Annotated in this window: 20 protein-coding genes; 9 read left to right on the forward strand and 11 right to left on the reverse strand. The window is 61.0% G+C overall.

All coding sequences use genetic code 11. The annotated features are described in order from the left end of the window. The first annotated feature begins 7 nt into the window (after positions 1–7). Positions 8–667, forward strand: coding sequence for a TlpA disulfide reductase family protein (locus tag VW35_RS11925; protein WP_046143264.1), 660 nt, complete (start codon positions 8–10; stop codon positions 665–667). A 197-nt stretch (positions 668–864) separates the two neighbouring features. On the opposite strand, the gene VW35_RS11930 is transcribed toward VW35_RS11925, so the two are convergent. The 5 genes from VW35_RS11930 to VW35_RS11950 all read right to left on the reverse strand — a co-directional run bounded on the left by VW35_RS11930 (position 865) and on the right by VW35_RS11950 (position 3,256). Next, complete coding sequence (locus VW35_RS11930; protein ID WP_046143265.1) at positions 865–1,071, reverse strand: hypothetical protein; 207 nt, start codon at positions 1,069–1,071, stop codon at positions 865–867. 5 nt (positions 1,072–1,076) lie between these two features. Further along, positions 1,077–1,259: a putative motility protein gene (locus tag VW35_RS11935; RefSeq protein ID WP_046143266.1), complete on the reverse strand. Its 183-nt coding sequence runs from the start codon at positions 1,257–1,259 to the stop codon at positions 1,077–1,079. An 84-nt stretch (positions 1,260–1,343) separates the two neighbouring features. Then, positions 1,344–1,925, reverse strand: coding sequence for a rhomboid family intramembrane serine protease (locus VW35_RS11940; protein ID WP_210165912.1), 582 nt, complete (start codon positions 1,923–1,925; stop codon positions 1,344–1,346). A gap of 219 nt (positions 1,926–2,144) precedes the next feature. Then, positions 2,145–2,345: a twin transmembrane helix small protein gene (locus tag VW35_RS11945; protein ID WP_046143268.1), complete on the reverse strand. Its 201-nt coding sequence runs from the start codon at positions 2,343–2,345 to the stop codon at positions 2,145–2,147. A gap of 20 nt (positions 2,346–2,365) precedes the next feature. Further along, a complete protein-coding gene (locus VW35_RS11950) occupies positions 2,366–3,256 on the reverse strand; it encodes a LysR family transcriptional regulator (RefSeq protein WP_046143269.1) in 891 nt (296 codons plus the stop codon). Positions 3,257–3,348: 92 nt separating this feature from the next. On the opposite strand from VW35_RS11950, the gene VW35_RS11955 reads away from it, so the two are divergent. After that, positions 3,349–4,296 carry an NAD-dependent epimerase/dehydratase family protein gene (locus VW35_RS11955; protein WP_052951686.1) on the forward strand — a complete coding sequence of 316 codons (948 nt, stop codon included), beginning with the start codon at positions 3,349–3,351 and terminating at the stop codon, positions 4,294–4,296. A 78-nt stretch (positions 4,297–4,374) separates the two neighbouring features. Here VW35_RS11955 and gluQRS read toward each other — a convergent pair whose 3' ends face one another. Beyond that, a complete protein-coding gene (gene gluQRS / locus VW35_RS11960) occupies positions 4,375–5,223 on the reverse strand; it encodes a tRNA glutamyl-Q(34) synthetase GluQRS (RefSeq protein ID WP_046143271.1) in 849 nt (282 codons plus the stop codon). Between gluQRS and VW35_RS11965 the strand changes: the two genes are divergently transcribed. The 5 genes from VW35_RS11965 (at position 5,222) to VW35_RS11985 (ending at position 7,813) form a co-directional block, all read left to right on the forward strand. After that, entirely contained in the window at positions 5,222–5,899 is a 678-nt protein-coding gene (locus VW35_RS11965) for a DNA-3-methyladenine glycosylase family protein (RefSeq protein WP_046143272.1), read from the forward strand. The genes gluQRS and VW35_RS11965 overlap by 2 nt on opposite strands. After that, on the forward strand, positions 5,896–6,549 hold the full coding sequence (locus VW35_RS11970) for an alpha/beta hydrolase (RefSeq protein WP_046143273.1): 654 nt from the start codon (positions 5,896–5,898) through the stop codon (positions 6,547–6,549). The genes VW35_RS11965 and VW35_RS11970 overlap by 4 nt, the downstream gene beginning before the upstream one ends. Positions 6,550–6,638: 89 nt before the next feature. After that, a complete protein-coding gene (locus VW35_RS11975) occupies positions 6,639–7,196 on the forward strand; it encodes an HNH endonuclease (RefSeq protein ID WP_046143274.1) in 558 nt (185 codons plus the stop codon). Positions 7,197–7,256: 60 nt separating this feature from the next. Then, positions 7,257–7,517, forward strand: coding sequence for a type II toxin-antitoxin system ParD family antitoxin (locus tag VW35_RS11980; protein WP_046143275.1), 261 nt, complete (start codon positions 7,257–7,259; stop codon positions 7,515–7,517). Then, a complete protein-coding gene (locus VW35_RS11985; RefSeq protein ID WP_046143276.1) occupies positions 7,517–7,813 on the forward strand; it encodes a type II toxin-antitoxin system RelE/ParE family toxin in 297 nt (98 codons plus the stop codon). The genes VW35_RS11980 and VW35_RS11985 overlap by 1 nt, the downstream gene beginning before the upstream one ends. 7 nt (positions 7,814–7,820) lie before the next feature. Here the strand turns inward: VW35_RS11985 and VW35_RS11990 are convergent, their stop codons facing one another. Continuing rightward, positions 7,821–8,324 carry a disulfide bond formation protein B gene (locus VW35_RS11990; protein WP_046143277.1) on the reverse strand — a complete coding sequence of 168 codons (504 nt, stop codon included), beginning with the start codon at positions 8,322–8,324 and terminating at the stop codon, positions 7,821–7,823. A gap of 78 nt (positions 8,325–8,402) precedes the next feature. Next, positions 8,403–9,230, reverse strand: coding sequence for a DUF72 domain-containing protein (locus VW35_RS11995; protein WP_046143278.1), 828 nt, complete (start codon positions 9,228–9,230; stop codon positions 8,403–8,405). 148 nt (positions 9,231–9,378) lie between these two features. Here VW35_RS11995 and VW35_RS12000 point away from each other — a divergent pair, with 148 nt between their 5' ends. Continuing rightward, positions 9,379–10,173 carry a thermonuclease family protein gene (locus tag VW35_RS12000; protein ID WP_244465890.1) on the forward strand — a complete coding sequence of 265 codons (795 nt, stop codon included), beginning with the start codon at positions 9,379–9,381 and terminating at the stop codon, positions 10,171–10,173. Further along, positions 10,170–11,648 (forward strand): M48 family metalloprotease, encoded by a 1,479-nt coding sequence (locus VW35_RS12005; protein ID WP_046143279.1) that lies wholly within the window; start codon positions 10,170–10,172, stop codon positions 11,646–11,648. The genes VW35_RS12000 and VW35_RS12005 overlap by 4 nt, the downstream gene beginning before the upstream one ends. A 6-nt stretch (positions 11,649–11,654) precedes the next feature. On the opposite strand, the gene mutT is transcribed toward VW35_RS12005, so the two are convergent. From mutT to argJ, 3 genes are all read right to left on the reverse strand, one after another. Next, on the reverse strand, positions 11,655–12,065 hold the full coding sequence (gene mutT / locus VW35_RS12010) for an 8-oxo-dGTP diphosphatase MutT (RefSeq protein ID WP_046143280.1): 411 nt from the start codon (positions 12,063–12,065) through the stop codon (positions 11,655–11,657). Next, entirely contained in the window at positions 12,062–12,820 is a 759-nt protein-coding gene (locus VW35_RS12015; protein ID WP_046143281.1) for a GNAT family N-acetyltransferase, read from the reverse strand. Before VW35_RS12015 ends, mutT begins: the two co-directional genes overlap by 4 nt. Before the next feature lie 159 nt (positions 12,821–12,979). Further along, positions 12,980–14,215 (reverse strand): bifunctional glutamate N-acetyltransferase/amino-acid acetyltransferase ArgJ, encoded by a 1,236-nt coding sequence (argJ, locus tag VW35_RS12020; RefSeq protein WP_046143282.1) that lies wholly within the window; start codon positions 14,213–14,215, stop codon positions 12,980–12,982. Positions 14,216–14,301: the final 86 nt, after the last annotated feature.

Below are 14,301 nucleotides of genomic sequence, written 5' to 3' on the forward strand. Positions count from 1 at the left end.
GTTACCCATGTCGGAATCCAGCCAGCCCAAACCAGCCCGCCGGACAGTACCGGCGCTTCTGGGCGTAGGGGTCGCGGGCTTGGCGCTAGCTATAGCGGCGTGGGTTTATCTCGGCAACACCGCCTCGGCCAACTCCTGCCCCGCCAAGATCGCGCAGGCGCAGGTGGTCGATGCGGCAGCTACAGGTGAACTCGCCGCGCTCATGGGCACAGGGGAAGGCCGGGGCTATGCAGACATGGCTTTTAAGGACGAGAGCGGCAAGGCGATGACGCTGGCCGACTTTTCGGGGAAGTCGCTGCTCGTCAATTTCTGGGCGAGCTGGTGCGTGCCGTGCCGGGAAGAAATGCCGGCGCTCGACGCGATTGCCGGCGAATACAATTCGGACAAGTTCCAGGTCGTGCCGATCAATCTCGATATCGGCGAGGGTGGGCTCGGCAAGGCCGAAGAGTTTTTGGCCGAGGGAAAATTCCAGAACCTGCCGCTTTATGCGGATAATACGTTTGCGGCCTTCGACCGGCTCAAGCGCGAGGCGGTGGCGGTGGGCCTGCCGGCGACGCTGCTGCTCGATCCGGAAGGGTGTGAGATCGCGGTGTTGCAGGGACCGGCTGAGTGGAACAGCCGCGATGGCAAGGCGGTGATCGAGGCGTTGATTGGGCTCAGGGGGTAGGCTGTGGTTGGTGGCCGCGGGAGAGCGCCAGGCTTGTCGCGGCGCTGAGGCCAAGTGCTCGTTAAATGCGCACCATCGTCACCACCGGGCTTGTCCCGGTGGTCCATCTAGCAGCGCAATGGATTGCCCGGACAAGCCGGGCAATGACGGTGGATCAGTTTTGGCATGAGCCTAATGCAGGCAATGCGGGAAGCGCCTTAAACCAAAAGATCGACTTCCGCGCCATTGGTGGGCGCGAGCATGGCTTTGCTCGGGGTTTCCGAGCGGGCTGCTTCGGCTTGGGCGGAGAGCATCTCGCCACGGGATTTGGCGACCTGGGCGAGGAGCGAATTGGTGCTGGCGCCATCGCGGAGAGCGAGGCGGGTGACCATGGCATGTGGATTGGTGGCGATGGCGCTGGCCATCGGCGTTACGCCGATTTGTCGATCTGCGTGCCTTGACCAGGCGGGAGAACGGCCTGGGCTGGCTGCAGCAGCATATCGAGAAGCTGGGTCTGCATGTCGTGCTGCTTCTTGACGATCGCGATCTGGACCGACTGATGCGTCTGGGCGCTACGAGCCGCCATGAGGCTGGAGGCGAGGTCGGTATCCATTTCTGCTTGTCCTGACGCGATACTTACGAGACGCGGGTCAGGTTAGGAGCTTTGGGTAAAGAAAGTATCTGCGGAGCCCAGGCGTCAGCGCCCGCTTAACAATGGGACACCTTTGCGGCGCATGAGCGGGGCGAGGGCGATGCCGGCCAGGAAGCCGCCGATGTGGGCCCACCAGGCGACGGGTTCAGTCGATCCTATGAGGACATAGAAAAGCTGGGTGGCGACCCAGAAGCCGAGCATCCAGAAGGCAGGGACGGGCAGCGGGATGGGTATGACGATACGCGCCAGGACAAAGACGCGGGCATGGGGGAAGAGGAGGATATAGGCGCCCATGACGCCGGCGACGGCGCCGGACGCGCCGATGAGGGGGCCATTGCCGGACCAGTTGAACGCAAGATGGGCGAGCGCGGCGAGGACAGCGCAGGCGAAGTAGAAGACGAGGAAGCGGATGTGGCCCAGCGCATCCTCGATGTTGTCACCAAAGACCCAGAGGAAAAGCATGTTGGTGAGAAGGTGCAGCCAATCGGCGTGGAGGAAGGCGTAAGTAAAGAGCGTTGCCCAATCCGGCAGCCAGGGCAGCGGGGCGGGGTAGAGATCGCGGACGACTATCGGGATCATGCCGAAGCGGATGGCCGCCTCGTCGACGGCCGAGTGCGGCATCAGCATCTGGATGGCGAAGATCAGGATGTTGAGGCCAATGAGGCCATAGGTGACATAGGGGAAGCCGACGTGGCGGTGCGGGTTGACGTCATGGAGGGGGAGGAACAGGGTTTTTTCCTTTCGCCAAGACGTCAGTTGTTTGCGTGCTGCATCAGTGGCTCTGCGCCACCCCCACCCGACCTCCCCCTCTAGGGGGAGGGGTGCGTCTGTGGGTGGGATGATGGCTTAGCCGCCGCGGCCGCCGAAGAAGAAGAGGGCGCCCATGAGAAGGAGGATGGCGACGGCCTGGCCCATGACGCGGAGGCGCATGAGGCGCTGGCTGGTATTGGCCGAACCGCCCTTGGTCATGTTCCAGAGGCCCATGCCGAGAACGATGATGACGAACAGGAGGGCCAGCGCGATGCCGATATTGAGAAGAGTGTCCATGAAGACCTGACTTGTGGCGTTCAGCCCTGAATATAGGCGGAAAGGCGCTCCGCCAATGCGTCATAGATGGCACGAATGCTGTGCGAGGTGAACAGTTCCCGGTGCGTCGTCAGCCATATGGGGAGGGGCGGGATCGCCAGATCGATGGGTAGGACTTCGAGCCCCGGCGTTTGCCGCGCCAGATTGGCCTGACCAAACCCGATCCCGAGACCGGCGCGGATGGCTTCCCAGAGATGGGGCTGATCATCCGAACGGAGAACGAAATTGTCGCGCGTCAGCGGAAAGCCGAGCTTTTGGGCGTGGAGGATGATGGCGTCGGAGCGGTCGAAGCCGAGAAGATCGTGTTGCCAGAGGTCCTCGATGCGGGTTGGCCGGCCGCGGCGCGCGAGATAGCGCTGATGGGCGACAGGAACGACCGGAATATCGCCGAGGTGTTTGGTGACCAGTTCGAGCTGCGTGGGCCGGAACATGCGCACGGCGATATCGGCTTCGCGCATGAGGATGTTGCCGGCAGCGTCGGTGGGGACGATCTCGAGCGCGATGCGGGGGTAGAGAAGGCGTATCGCGTAGAGAATTTCGGGCAGCACGTAGTTTGAAATCATGGTGCTCGCGGTGATGCGGACTGTGCCGCCGGTATCGTCCTGCGCGCCTTCAGCCATCATTGAGGCTTCGGCCAATTCGCCCTTGGCGCGGGAAATCGGACCATAAAGTTTGAGCGCGGTTTCATTGGGTTTTAGGCCGGAAAGACTGCGCTCAAAGAGCTGAACGCCGAGTTGGTCTTCGAGGAGCTCGACGTGGCGGCCAATGGTGGGTTGGCTGGATCTAAGGGCACGCGCGGCACCGGAGAGGGAGCCGTTTTCGATGACGGCGGCAAAGCTGCGCCACAGGGACCAGTCTGGCTCTCTATTCATTGGTGAATATCAAATCTCGAAATTTGCGCAATCGCTATAGATATCTGTAGCGCGCAGAGTGCGCTTCAGCAATCGCACAATGGAGCTGAAGAATGAGCAAGGGTAAAGTGACTGTCCTCGGCAGCAATGGCCATATCGGGAATGCGGCGATGATCGCGTTTCGCGATGCGGGGTGGGACGTGACGGGACTGGGGCGGACTAATCGTCGTCCGGTCAGCGGCACGGCGTTTTTCGCGGGCGATGCCGATGATGTGGCGGTGGTGCGGGCCGCGATCGCGGAAGCCGATGTCGTCGTCTATGCACTGCACTTGCCCTATGACCAATGGGGCAATGGGCGGTCGGAAAAGCAATTGCAGGTGGTGATCGACGCGCTGGGGACGAGTGGCAAGACGCTGCTGTTTCCGGGCACGATCTACAACTATCGGGCTAAAGACCGGGTCGTTTCGCCCGCGACGCGGCAAAGTGCCGAGGCGCCGCGCGGAGAGATCCGCATCAAACTCGAAACCATGCTGCGGGAGGCTGCGGCGGCAGGCAAGTTTCAGGCGATTATCTTGCGGGGCGGGGATTTTTACGGGCCGGGCAATCGCGGCGAATGGTTCGGCGATGGCATGTTGATGGATCTGAGCAAGGGCCGGATCTATCACATGGGTGATCTCGATATGCGCCATAGCTGGGCCTATCTGCCCGATCTGGCGCGGGCCTTTGCGGTGCTGGCTGAAAAGCGCGAGAGCTTGCAGGCGTTCGAGAATTTCCACTTTGCCGGGAATTGGGTCTCGCATCGCCAGGTGATGACGGCGATCGAAGCGGCGCTGCCGCAAAAGGTGAAAGTGGCGGCTTTCCCATGGTGGGTATTGGCGATGATGGGGCTCGTTAATCCCGTGATGCGGGATTTGCACCGCATGCGCTATCTCTGGACCCATGAGATGGAGCTCGTCGATCCGCAGTTCGATACGATCCTGGGGGCGGATTTTGCGACGCCGTTCGAAGTGGCTGTTGCGGCGACGGTCGAGGAATTGGTGGAGGCGAAGAAGGCGGCATGACCCCCACCTAGCCTCCCCTTGGTAGGAAGAGGGACCGTTTGGAGTGTGAGAGGACATTCAGCCTATTGGACGGGCAATTTAGAAGCCGACAGCTCGCCTAACATCGTCAGGTGTCCAACCCTCGCTGCGCAGATCGGCGAGGGTTTGGCTGTTTTTAGATTTGGAGAGTTTTTGGCCATCGTCGCCGAGGAGGAGACGGTGGAAGTAATAGTTGGGCGTCGAATAGCCCAGCACCATCTGGAGGAGGACGTGAATGTCGGTCGCCGCTTCCATGTCGCGGCCGCGGGTGATGTGGGTGATGCCTTGGGCCGCATCGTCGACGACGACGCTGAAGTGATAGCTGGTGCCGATGTCCTTGCGCTGAAGGACGACGTCGCCCCAGCGCTGGGGGCGGGCGTAGCGAATTTGGGGACGATCGGTCAGCGTCGGGCCGATGACGGTATAGGTCAGCATGCCGGCCTCCTCGATCGCAAGATCGGTATGGAGGCGGAACTGGACGGGGTCGCCGCGCTGGAAGCGCTCGATGCGCTCGGCATTGGAGAGATGCTTGCAGGTGCCCGGATAGATCGGCGCGCCATCGGGATCGGTGGCGTCGGCATTGGCGACGATTTCGGCGCGGGTGCAGAAGCAGGGGTAAATTAGATCACGCTGGCGCAACCGGTTCGCGGCATCGGCGTAAACTTCAAAGCGCTCGGACTGGATCATGACCGGCTCGGGCCAGGAGAGGCCAAGCCAATGGAGATCCTCGACAATCGCTTCGGTAAATTCGGGTTTACAGCGGTTGATGTCGATGTCTTCGATGCGCAAAAGCGCGGTGCCGCCCCAGGTTTTGGCGGCCGTCCAGGTGACGAACGCAGAAAGAGCGTGGCCGAGATGGAGGCGCCCGTTCGGGCTCGGGGCGAAGCGAAGAAGCGGTTGGTTTGACATGGTTGTTGCAGTTAGCACTTTCGCGCCGGGCGCGTCACCGCGGATCGATACGCCGGAGGGCGTTGCAGCCCATCTCGATAGCCTGATGGCTTTGGTGCCTCAGTTGATCCCCTTGCGCGAGCGGGTCGGAGCGGTCTTGCCCCGGGTCAATCCCAAGGGTTTCGCCGGCATGGCCAAGGTGATCTGCGGGCAGCAGCTTTCGGTGCAGAGCGCGGCAGCGATCTGGGGGCGGTTCGAACAATTGCCCGGGGCATTGGAGCCCGAGAGTTACCTGCTGCTCGACGAGGAGACGGTGCGGGGCGCTGGGTTTTCGCGTGGCAAATTTGTTGCAGTGCGGACGATTGCCGAAGCGGTGATGGCGGGCGAACTCAACTTTGCCGAAGTGGATGCGCTTCCTGCGGAAGAGGCGATCAAGGCGCTGGTGGCGCTCAAGGGTATCGGGCCCTGGACGGCCGAGGTCTATCTGCTCTTTTGTGCGGCGCATCCCGATATTTTTCCCGCTGGCGACCTGGCTTTGCTCAAGGCGGCGCATCATGGCCTTGGCCTTGACGAGCGTCCGACGATCAAGGAGATGATCGGCATGGCCCAAAACTGGTCGCCGCATCGCTCGGCGGCGGCTTTATTGTTCTGGCGCTATTTCGCGATGATGCGGGACCGGGAAGGAATTCTCCTATGACCAAGCTTTCGGGTCCGATGATGGCGCCGGCCAATGGGCAGGCGCCCGATAGCGCAGTGGTGCTGCTGCATGGCTATGGCAGCGACGGCAATGACCTCATTGGCCTGGCGCCGCATTGGCAGAACCTGCTGCCGGGCGCGCTGTTCGTCGCGCCCAATGCGCCGACGCCGACGGGAATGAGCGGGTTTCAGTGGTTTTCGATCGACTGGACCGGTGATCGCGTCGCTGGGCGGCAGCGCGGCATTCTGGAAGCGCGGCCGGTGATCGAGGAATTTCTGCGCGATCTCTGGGCGCAGACTGGCATTGCGCCCGAGCGCACAATTCTTGCTGGCTTTAGCCAAGGGGCCATGATGGCGCTTCACACCGGCACCGCGCTCAAGGAGCAACTGATGGGCGTTATCGGCTTTTCAGGCGCTTATCTGCCGCCCGACGGGCTCGGTGGCGATAGTCTCGCCAAGCCGCCGATCTGCCTTGTTCACGGGGACATAGATCAGGTGGTCGATCCCAATCTCTCAAGCGATGCCAATGCCGTGCTGACCGAGGCGGGTTTCGATGTGAACTATCATGTCAGTCGCGGCGTAGGCCATGGGATTTCGCCCGATGGCTTGAGCTTTGCCAGCGATTTCATCGCGAAAATTGTCCCGAAATAAGTCCTTCATCCCCGCTTCACAGCTCTGACACAAAGAGCTTAGTATAAAGGGGCTATGGACTTAACAGATTCCCGTTCCGGGAGACTCTCGTGACCATCCATGTGTCGCCTGAGGCCTGTCCCGCTCTCGTGTTGAACGCCGATTTTCGGCCGCTCAGCTATTACCCGCTCTCGCTATGGTCTTGGCAGGACGCGATCAAGGCGGTGTTCCTCGAGCGTGTAAACATCATGTCGCATTATGACACGGTTATCCATTCGCCCAGTTTCGAAATGCGATTGCCGAGCGTGGTTTCGCTCAAGGATTATGTGAAGCCGGCGCGGCATCCGGCCTTTACCCGCTTCAACGTCTTCTTGCGCGATCGCTTCCAGTGCCAATATTGCGGCTCGCGTGATGACCTGACCTTCGATCACGTCATTCCGCGCTCAAAGGGCGGGCTGACGACGTGGGAAAACGTGGTGGCAGCCTGCGCCCCGTGTAACCTCAAGAAGGCCAACCGGCTGCCGAGCGAGATCAAGATGTTTCCGCACCAGGCGCCCTTTGCGCCAACCGTGCATGATCTCCACAATAATGGTCGGGCCTTCCCGCCCAATCACCTGCACAAGAGCTGGCTCGATTATCTCTATTGGGACATCGAGCTCGAGCCCTAGGCTTGCGGGTTTTGGTCTTAATAACTATTATTGGCTGGTGCCAATGATGGAGATTGAGCCATGGCGATCAGTGCAGATCTGGGTGCAGCACTCGAAAAGGTCGTGAATGATCTCGTCGAAAACGGGCGGTATAATTCCAAGAGCGAAGTTTTGCGCGAAGGCGTGCGGCTGGTGCAGGAGCGCGAGGCGCGATTGCGGGAACTGGACGCCGCGCTGGCGGCGGGGCAAGCGGATATCGACGCTGGTAAAACCAAGCCGATCGAGGAAGTTTTCGAGCGCCTTATCGCCAAGTATGAATCCATGGCGAAGGTGAGTGGCTGATGCATGTAACCGTCTCTCACCTTGCGGAAGCGGACATCGAGACGATTACGGATTTCATCGCGGCAGATAACCCGCTGCGCGCCCTCTCATTTGCCAAAGAGCTTTTGAAGGTGTGCCTAGCTTTAGCCGACACACCTTTCCGATTCGCACAGCTAGAGAACTACGAGGCCATTGGATACCGAAGGCGTATCTATGAAAGATATTCCATCATTTATCAGGTCAATGGCGCAGAAGTTGTCATCGTCCGCATCATTTCTAGTGCAATGGATGTGGATATTGCACTTGGGCAAAACTGATCGCTGACTAGCCCTTCCGGCGTGCCTGAAACACCATCGCGGCGATCAGGAGCACCACCATGACCAGCGAGATCAGGGCGTTGTAGCCGGCGAGCGAAATGCCGAGGAAGCGGAACTGGACAACATCGCAGCCGATGACGGGCGTCATGTTGTTGAGCTGGTCAAAGCTCATGGGGCCGCCGACGCCGGTGCAGGCCGTTGGGCCGGGCCAGAAGTGCCATTCGACGCCGGCATGGTAGGCGCCCATATAGGTACCCCAGGCGAAGATCGCGGTGGCGATGGCCATGGCGATATACCAGACAGGCAGCGGCAGGCGGTTCCAGAGAATGAAGATCAGCGCGAGGAGCGGCAGGCCCCAATAATAGGCAAGGCGCTGTTCGAGGCAGAGCTCGCACGGCTGCAAGCCCCCGATATATTGGCTGCCAAGGGCTCCCAGAATGGTCGCGAAGCCGAGGAAAAATGCTGCGCCGGTGGCGAGCTTGTCGAGGGGGCGAGAGGCCAGAGTTGCCATGAAAATTCTCAAGTGACGCTTGGAGTTGGTGCGATAGCCCCGCTTTGCGGCAAAAACCAGCGGAGCACGGGGACGTGATCAAGTGTTTGGGGCGATACCGAGTTTGGCCGCAAGCGCCATGGCATTTGCCGGCGCATGCAGTTTGTCCTCGTGGACGAAATAGGCATAGGTGTCTATGCCCCCATCGCGCCAGCCGGTAATGGTTGTGGCGAGATCGTCGATGTCTGCGTCCTCGTAACCAGTGGGCTCTGGGCGGGCTGGGCCTTGCAGGCGGCAATAGGCGAAATCGGCGGTCAGCTCGCGGCTTGGATTGTCGATCGTATCGGCAATGACGCGGGCGACGTTATGTTCGCGCAGCAGCGCATCGACCTCTGCCGTATAAAAGCTCAGATGGCGCATCTCGATGGCGTGGCGGAAAGCTGTGAGGCCATTGGCCTCAAGATAGGGCGGCGCCTTAGCGCCGTCCGCCTTGCTCGCCAAGGCGAGATAACTGTCGATGTCGCGTGGCAGAGCAGCGAGGAAAACTGAAAAGCTTATGGGATCGTAGCTGAGATTGGGCGGCAACTGCCAGACGAAAGGCCCCAGGCGATCCCCAAGGGCCAAGGGACCGGAGGCGAAGAAGCCGGCGAGCGCATCGGTTGCGTTTTTGAGCCGCTTGATATGGGTGACAAGCTGCGGGCCTTTGACGGAGAACTGAAAACCTTCAGGCGTTTCAGCCGCCCACTTGGAAAAACTCTCGGGCTTCTGGTTGCCACGGAATGTGGCGTTGATCTCGATGCTCGTCAGATGCCGGCTCGCATAGTTGAGCTCTTTCTTTTGAACGAGGCCTTCTGGAAAGAAAGTGCCGCGCCAGGGTGCGAAAACCCAGCCTGCCGTTCCCGTGCGGATCGTTCCTGTCTTGCTCATGGCCCCATTCCCTTCGCCGCAAGCTTGGCTGAGTGCGATGTGATTGGCAATCTTGGGGTTGTGTTGGGCTGTGGTCAGGTTCTGGTAATGCTTTTTTGCCTTATTAGTCCTTATGGTGAACGAAGTGTTTCAAAGGCCGGGATTGCGCGTGACCACGCTTTTGTCGACTGCCGCTTTTGCCCTGCTGGCCAATTCCGCCATTGCCTGCGAAGCCCTCGACATGGCCCCGGGCGGGAGGGTCGTCGAAGTCACCGATGGGGATACCGTGGTGCTCGACGATGGGCGCCGGGTCAGGATGATCGGCACGCAGGCGCCGAAACTGCCGCTCGGCCGGGAGGGTTTTGAAACGTGGCCGTTGGCCCCTGAGGCGCAAAAGGTCCTTTCCGAGTTGACGCTCGATAAATCGGTGCGCCTCGGCTTTGGAGGAGAGAGAATCGACCGCTACGACCGGACCCTTGCGCATCTATTCGTCGAGACGGCAGACGGAGAAATCTGGGCGCAGCTTTTCATGGTCGAGAAGGGGCTCGCCAGGGTTTATTCCTTTCCTGACAACCGGGCTTGCCTCGATCTGCTTTTCGCCGCCGAGGCACGGGCGCGCACGGACCGGCTTGGCATTTGGACCAATCCCTATTACAGCGTGCGGGCGGCGGACCGACCGGGCGAGTTACTGAATCGGGTTGGACATTACGAACTGGTCGAAGGCCGGGTGCTCCTGGCCGACCGATCCGGCTCTCGTGTCTATCTCAATTTCGGGCGCTTCTGGAAAGAAGACTTTACCGCCGTGATCGAGGGTCCGGCCCTGCGCCTTTTCGAGGCGGATGGGATGGATCCGACAGTGCTTGAGGGGGCGCTGGTTCGAATCAGAGGATGGGTGGACGATCGGGATGGTCCACGCATCGAAATTACCCATCCCGAGCAGATCGAGGTTTTGGCGACGCGATGACGGCGCTTTCTCTGTCCAAGTCCCTGCGCCTCGGCGCGCTAGCCCTGTCCGTCCTGGTTGTCGCGTCGTGCTCGTCGCTGACCGGGAAATCCGTTGCCGTCACCAAGACGGGGGATAATCCCGCCCCCATGGTGGTGCCGGAGGGGACCGAACCCGACGACGTCGTTATCGGGCGTCGCGAGCATCCGCGCATTATTGCTGCCTATGGTGGGGTTTATTCCGACCGCGAAGCCGAGATCATGGTGGCGCGGATCGTCGGACGGCTCCTCGCGGCCGCCAATCAACCCAATGCGCAATTCCAGGTGACGATTCTCGATACGTCCGAGGTCAATGCCTTCGCGTTGCCGGGCGGCTATATCTATGTGACGCGCGGTATTCTGGCGCTGGCTTCGGATACGAGCGAACTGGCGGCAGTGCTGGCGCACGAAATCGCCCACGTAACACTGCGCCATGCGCGGGCACGCACAGACAAGACGCGGACGACGCAGATTGTCGATCGCGTCGTCACCGGCATTTTTGGCGGCGACACGTCGACGGATGCGACGGCAAACCGGACGCGTGAATCCCTCGCTGCTTTCGGCCAGAGCCAGGAGCTGGAGGCCGACCGCGAGGGCATCAAGTTTGCCGGCAAGGCAGGGTTCGACCCCCAGGCGGCCTCGCGCTTCCTCGGTGTCATGAGCCGGTTCGCGGCGTTCTCGGCTGGCGAAAAGGCGGGAGACGACGGGTTCCTTTCGTCGCACCCGTCGACGCCGCAGCGCATCCAGAAGGCTGTGGAAACGTCGCAGCAGATGTTTGGCTCGGCCAGTGTCGGCGAAACCGACCGCAACGGCTACATGGCGGCGATTTCGGGACTGGCTTTTGGCGACAGCCCATCGCAGGGCTCAATCGTTGGCAATCGCTTCATCCAGTCGGGTTCGAAGTTCACCTTCACCGTGCCGCAGGGCTATACGCTGCAAACGGCGCAGAGCGCGGTGGTCGGCGTAGCCGGGGACGGCGAAGCGGTGCGTTTCGACAGCGCCGATGTGCAGCCGAACATGCCTCTGACGGACTATCTGAAGTCGGGCTGGATTGCCGGGCTCAAGTCCGAAACGGTCACTTCGCATACCTATAACGGCATCGAGATGGCGTCGGGCCTGGCGCAGACGGATCAGTGGTTCTTCCGCGTGGCGGTTATGCGGCTCGACGGGGCGGTCTATCGCTTCATCTTCGCGGCCAAGGCCGACAGCCAGCGCTTTGCAGCCGGAGCCGACGCGACGATCAAGAGTTTCCGCCGCGCCGAAGCCGCCGATCTCAACCAGATCCGCAAGCTATCGATGCGCGTGGTGACGGCCAAGGCCGGCGATACGGCAGACAAGCTCGCCGCGCAGATGGCCGGCATTCCGGGTGGACGCGACCTCTTCTATATCCTCAACAACCTTTATCCGGGTGATCCGGTCAAAGTTGGCGAGCGGTACAAGGTCGTAGGGCCGAATTAGGCTTTGCTAAAGCAAATCACAGAGAGCCGCGATGAGCGGCTCGTCGGCGGGCGGCATCGGGTAATCCCGCAGCGCCTGCGGGCGGACCCATTTGAGGGCCTTGTGTTCATTGGTCGTCGGCGTGCCCTGCCAGCGACGGCAGACATAGAGCGGCATCAAGAGATGCATTTGCTCGTAGGAGTGGCTGGCAAAGGATAGCGGCGCGAGGCAGGCCTCCTTGGTTTCGACGGCCAGTTCCTCGCGCAATTCGCGGATCAATGCGGCTTCCGGGGTTTCGCCGGTCTCGACCTTGCCGCCGGGAAATTCCCACATGCCGGCCATATGCTTGCCTTCGGGGCGCTGCGCGATGAGGACCCGACGGTCGGTGTCCACCAGCGCGCAAGCGACGACGAGAAGGATCGGTTTGGCTTCGCTCACTTGGCGGCTCCGGGGATGCGATAGCTATAGTCGTATTGATGAGCAAAGCCGAGGCCCTGGTAGAGGCCCTGGGCGCCGAGATTATCCGCCTGGACATTGAGGGCAGCGATTTTAGCGCCTTTCTCCCTTGCCCAATGAAGGCCAGTGCGCATCATGGCGCCGGCAAGACCCTGGCGGCGGCGCGTGGGGTCGGTGATGACATTGCCGGTGATGACGATGCCGTTGGAAATAGCCATCAGGCCTGCAGCCACGGCTTGACCGTCTCGCTCGATGACAATTCCCGTGGCCGGAACAGCCATGACGGCGAGAAGCGCCGTCATCCGTGCCATCATCGCATCGTCATGGCCCTGCAGTTTTTGCTGGGCGGCGAGAAAGGCCGGATCGAGAAGAGGAAGCAGTCTGCCCTTCGGATCGGGCGCGTGGTCGCCAAGTTCCATCGCGTAGAGATAGGAGTGGTCGATGGTCTGCCATCCGGCTTCGTCCAAAGCCTCATTAAGGGCTGGAGCAGAGAGCGGCGTGATGCGGAAGACCGGCTTAACGCCGCGGACAACAAGCCAGGAGCTGGCGCCGATGATGCGATCTTCCACATCGGCGTCGTCATTGGGATCAAAGCACTGAACCGAATTGGCGCGCTTGGTATAGCCGCCGGCGGCGCGACGCACCCAATTGCCGTCCCATTTCACGTCAATGCCGGGCCAGCATTCAAGGCCGGCGCGCTCGAAGGTGTCGACGGAGGGAAGGGGGAATTGGGTCATGGGTTTCTTGGTTTCCGGCCAAAATCACCGGCTGTCATCCCAGAATTGGGCCTAGATCCATCTTGAGATCTCAGGATGGGACCCGGCCTTCGCCGGGGTGACATCGTGTGGGTGAGGGCCATGGGCTCTTGCCCCTAGTTGCTATCGTCGCCGAAAAAATCAGCTCCGATAGTCGCCGTTGATGGTGATGTAACCGTGAGTAAGGTCGCAGGTATAGACAGTGGCTGCGCCGGTGCCGAGGCCAAGGGAGACGGTTACCTCAAGTTCCTCGCCCTTCATATAGGCGGAGGTTGCCGCTTCGTCATAGCCGGCGGCACGTTCGCCGTTTTCGGCGACGAGCAGGTCACCGAAGCGAATGGCGAGGCGGTCGCGGTCAGCCGGTTCGCCGGCTTTGCCCACGGCCATGACAACGCGGCCCCAATTGGCGTCTTCGCCGGCAATGGCGGTTTTGACGAGCGGGCTATCGGCAATGGCCTTGGCGATGCGGAAAGCGGAGGCGTCGTCAGTGGCGCCTTCGACATTGATGGCAACTTGCTTTGTGGCGCCTTCGCCATCGCGGACAGTCAGGATGGCGAGCTCGAACAGAACGTCGAAAAGGGCCTGACCGAAGATCTCAGCACGCGGATCATCAAGGCTCTGGATCGGATCGATCTTGGCCTTGCCTGTTGCAAAAGCCAAAAGGGTGTCGGAGGTCGAGGTGTCGCTGTCGACGGTGATGGAATTGAAGCTCTTTTGCACGTGCTTGGACAAGAGCGCCTGCAGCACGGGCGCCGCAATCGGCATATCAGTGACAACGAAGGACAGCATGGTCGCCATATCGGGGGCGATCATGCCCGAGCCCTTGGCAATGCCGTTGATCTTGATCGAGACCCCATCGATGTCGAGCAAGGCGCCCGATAGTTTGGGGAACGTATCGGTCGTCATGATGGCCTTGGCTGGCTCTATCCAAGGCGTCTGATTGAGACGCGTCGCAGCTTCATCGAGCACGCCGGCAAATTTGGCTGCAGGCAGGGGTTCGCCGATAACGCCGGTCGAGGCGAGAAAGATTTCTTCGGTCGAGCATCCAAGGGCCTTGGCCGCATATTCGGCGGTGAGCTGCACGCTCTCCCTGCCTTTGCTGCCCGTAAACGCATTGGCATTGCCCGAATTGACCACGAGGCCGCGCGCCCTGCCGCCGGGCAGGTTGGTGCGGCACCAATCGACGGCTGCAGAAGAGCATTTCGAGCGCGTGAGAACGCCGGCAGCGGTTGTCCCTTCATCGAAGGTCATCAGCAGAACGTCGGTGCGGTTCTTGTACTTGATGCCAGCTTCGGCCGTAGCAAAGCGCACGCCCTCGATGGCCGGCAGATCCGGATAGGATTTTGGAGCAAGGGGGGAAACCGGATGCGCAGCCATGTCAGAACCTTGAGCGGTAAATCGAACCGCTCCGGTGTGCCCCAAAGGTGTGGCAGACGCAAGACGAACAAGCCCAAGGAAGTGGC

Source organism: Devosia soli (assembly GCF_000970455.1).
In the GTDB taxonomy this organism is placed as follows: Bacteria; Pseudomonadota; Alphaproteobacteria; order Rhizobiales; family Devosiaceae; genus Devosia; species Devosia soli.

What these genes read in the sequence shown, in the direction of transcription:
- VW35_RS11925 (WP_046143264.1), top strand. Translation starts at nt 8, where the DNA reads ATGTCGGAATCCAGCCAGCCCAAACCAGCCCGCCGGACAGTACCGGCG.
- VW35_RS11930 (WP_046143265.1), bottom strand. Translation starts at nt 1,071, where the DNA reads ATGGCCAGCGCCATCGCCACCAATCCACATGCCATGGTCACCCGCCTC.
- VW35_RS11935 (WP_046143266.1), bottom strand. Translation starts at nt 1,259, where the DNA reads ATGGATACCGACCTCGCCTCCAGCCTCATGGCGGCTCGTAGCGCCCAG.
- VW35_RS11940 (WP_210165912.1), bottom strand. Translation starts at nt 1,925, where the DNA reads ATGCTGATGCCGCACTCGGCCGTCGACGAGGCGGCCATCCGCTTCGGC.
- VW35_RS11945 (WP_046143268.1), bottom strand. Translation starts at nt 2,345, where the DNA reads ATGGACACTCTTCTCAATATCGGCATCGCGCTGGCCCTCCTGTTCGTC.
- VW35_RS11950 (WP_046143269.1), bottom strand. Translation starts at nt 3,256, where the DNA reads ATGAATAGAGAGCCAGACTGGTCCCTGTGGCGCAGCTTTGCCGCCGTC.
- VW35_RS11955 (WP_052951686.1), top strand. Translation starts at nt 3,349, where the DNA reads ATGAGCAAGGGTAAAGTGACTGTCCTCGGCAGCAATGGCCATATCGGG.
- VW35_RS11965 (WP_046143272.1), top strand. Translation starts at nt 5,222, where the DNA reads ATGGTTGTTGCAGTTAGCACTTTCGCGCCGGGCGCGTCACCGCGGATC.
- gluQRS (WP_046143271.1), bottom strand. Translation starts at nt 5,223, where the DNA reads ATGTCAAACCAACCGCTTCTTCGCTTCGCCCCGAGCCCGAACGGGCGC.
- VW35_RS11970 (WP_046143273.1), top strand. Translation starts at nt 5,896, where the DNA reads ATGACCAAGCTTTCGGGTCCGATGATGGCGCCGGCCAATGGGCAGGCG.
- VW35_RS11980 (WP_046143275.1), top strand. Translation starts at nt 7,257, where the DNA reads ATGGCGATCAGTGCAGATCTGGGTGCAGCACTCGAAAAGGTCGTGAAT.
- VW35_RS11985 (WP_046143276.1), top strand. Translation starts at nt 7,517, where the DNA reads ATGCATGTAACCGTCTCTCACCTTGCGGAAGCGGACATCGAGACGATT.
- VW35_RS11990 (WP_046143277.1), bottom strand. Translation starts at nt 8,324, where the DNA reads ATGGCAACTCTGGCCTCTCGCCCCCTCGACAAGCTCGCCACCGGCGCA.
- VW35_RS11995 (WP_046143278.1), bottom strand. Translation starts at nt 9,230, where the DNA reads ATGAGCAAGACAGGAACGATCCGCACGGGAACGGCAGGCTGGGTTTTC.
- VW35_RS12005 (WP_046143279.1), top strand. Translation starts at nt 10,170, where the DNA reads ATGACGGCGCTTTCTCTGTCCAAGTCCCTGCGCCTCGGCGCGCTAGCC.
- VW35_RS12015 (WP_046143281.1), bottom strand. Translation starts at nt 12,820, where the DNA reads ATGACCCAATTCCCCCTTCCCTCCGTCGACACCTTCGAGCGCGCCGGC.
- argJ (WP_046143282.1), bottom strand. Translation starts at nt 14,215, where the DNA reads ATGGCTGCGCATCCGGTTTCCCCCCTTGCTCCAAAATCCTATCCGGAT.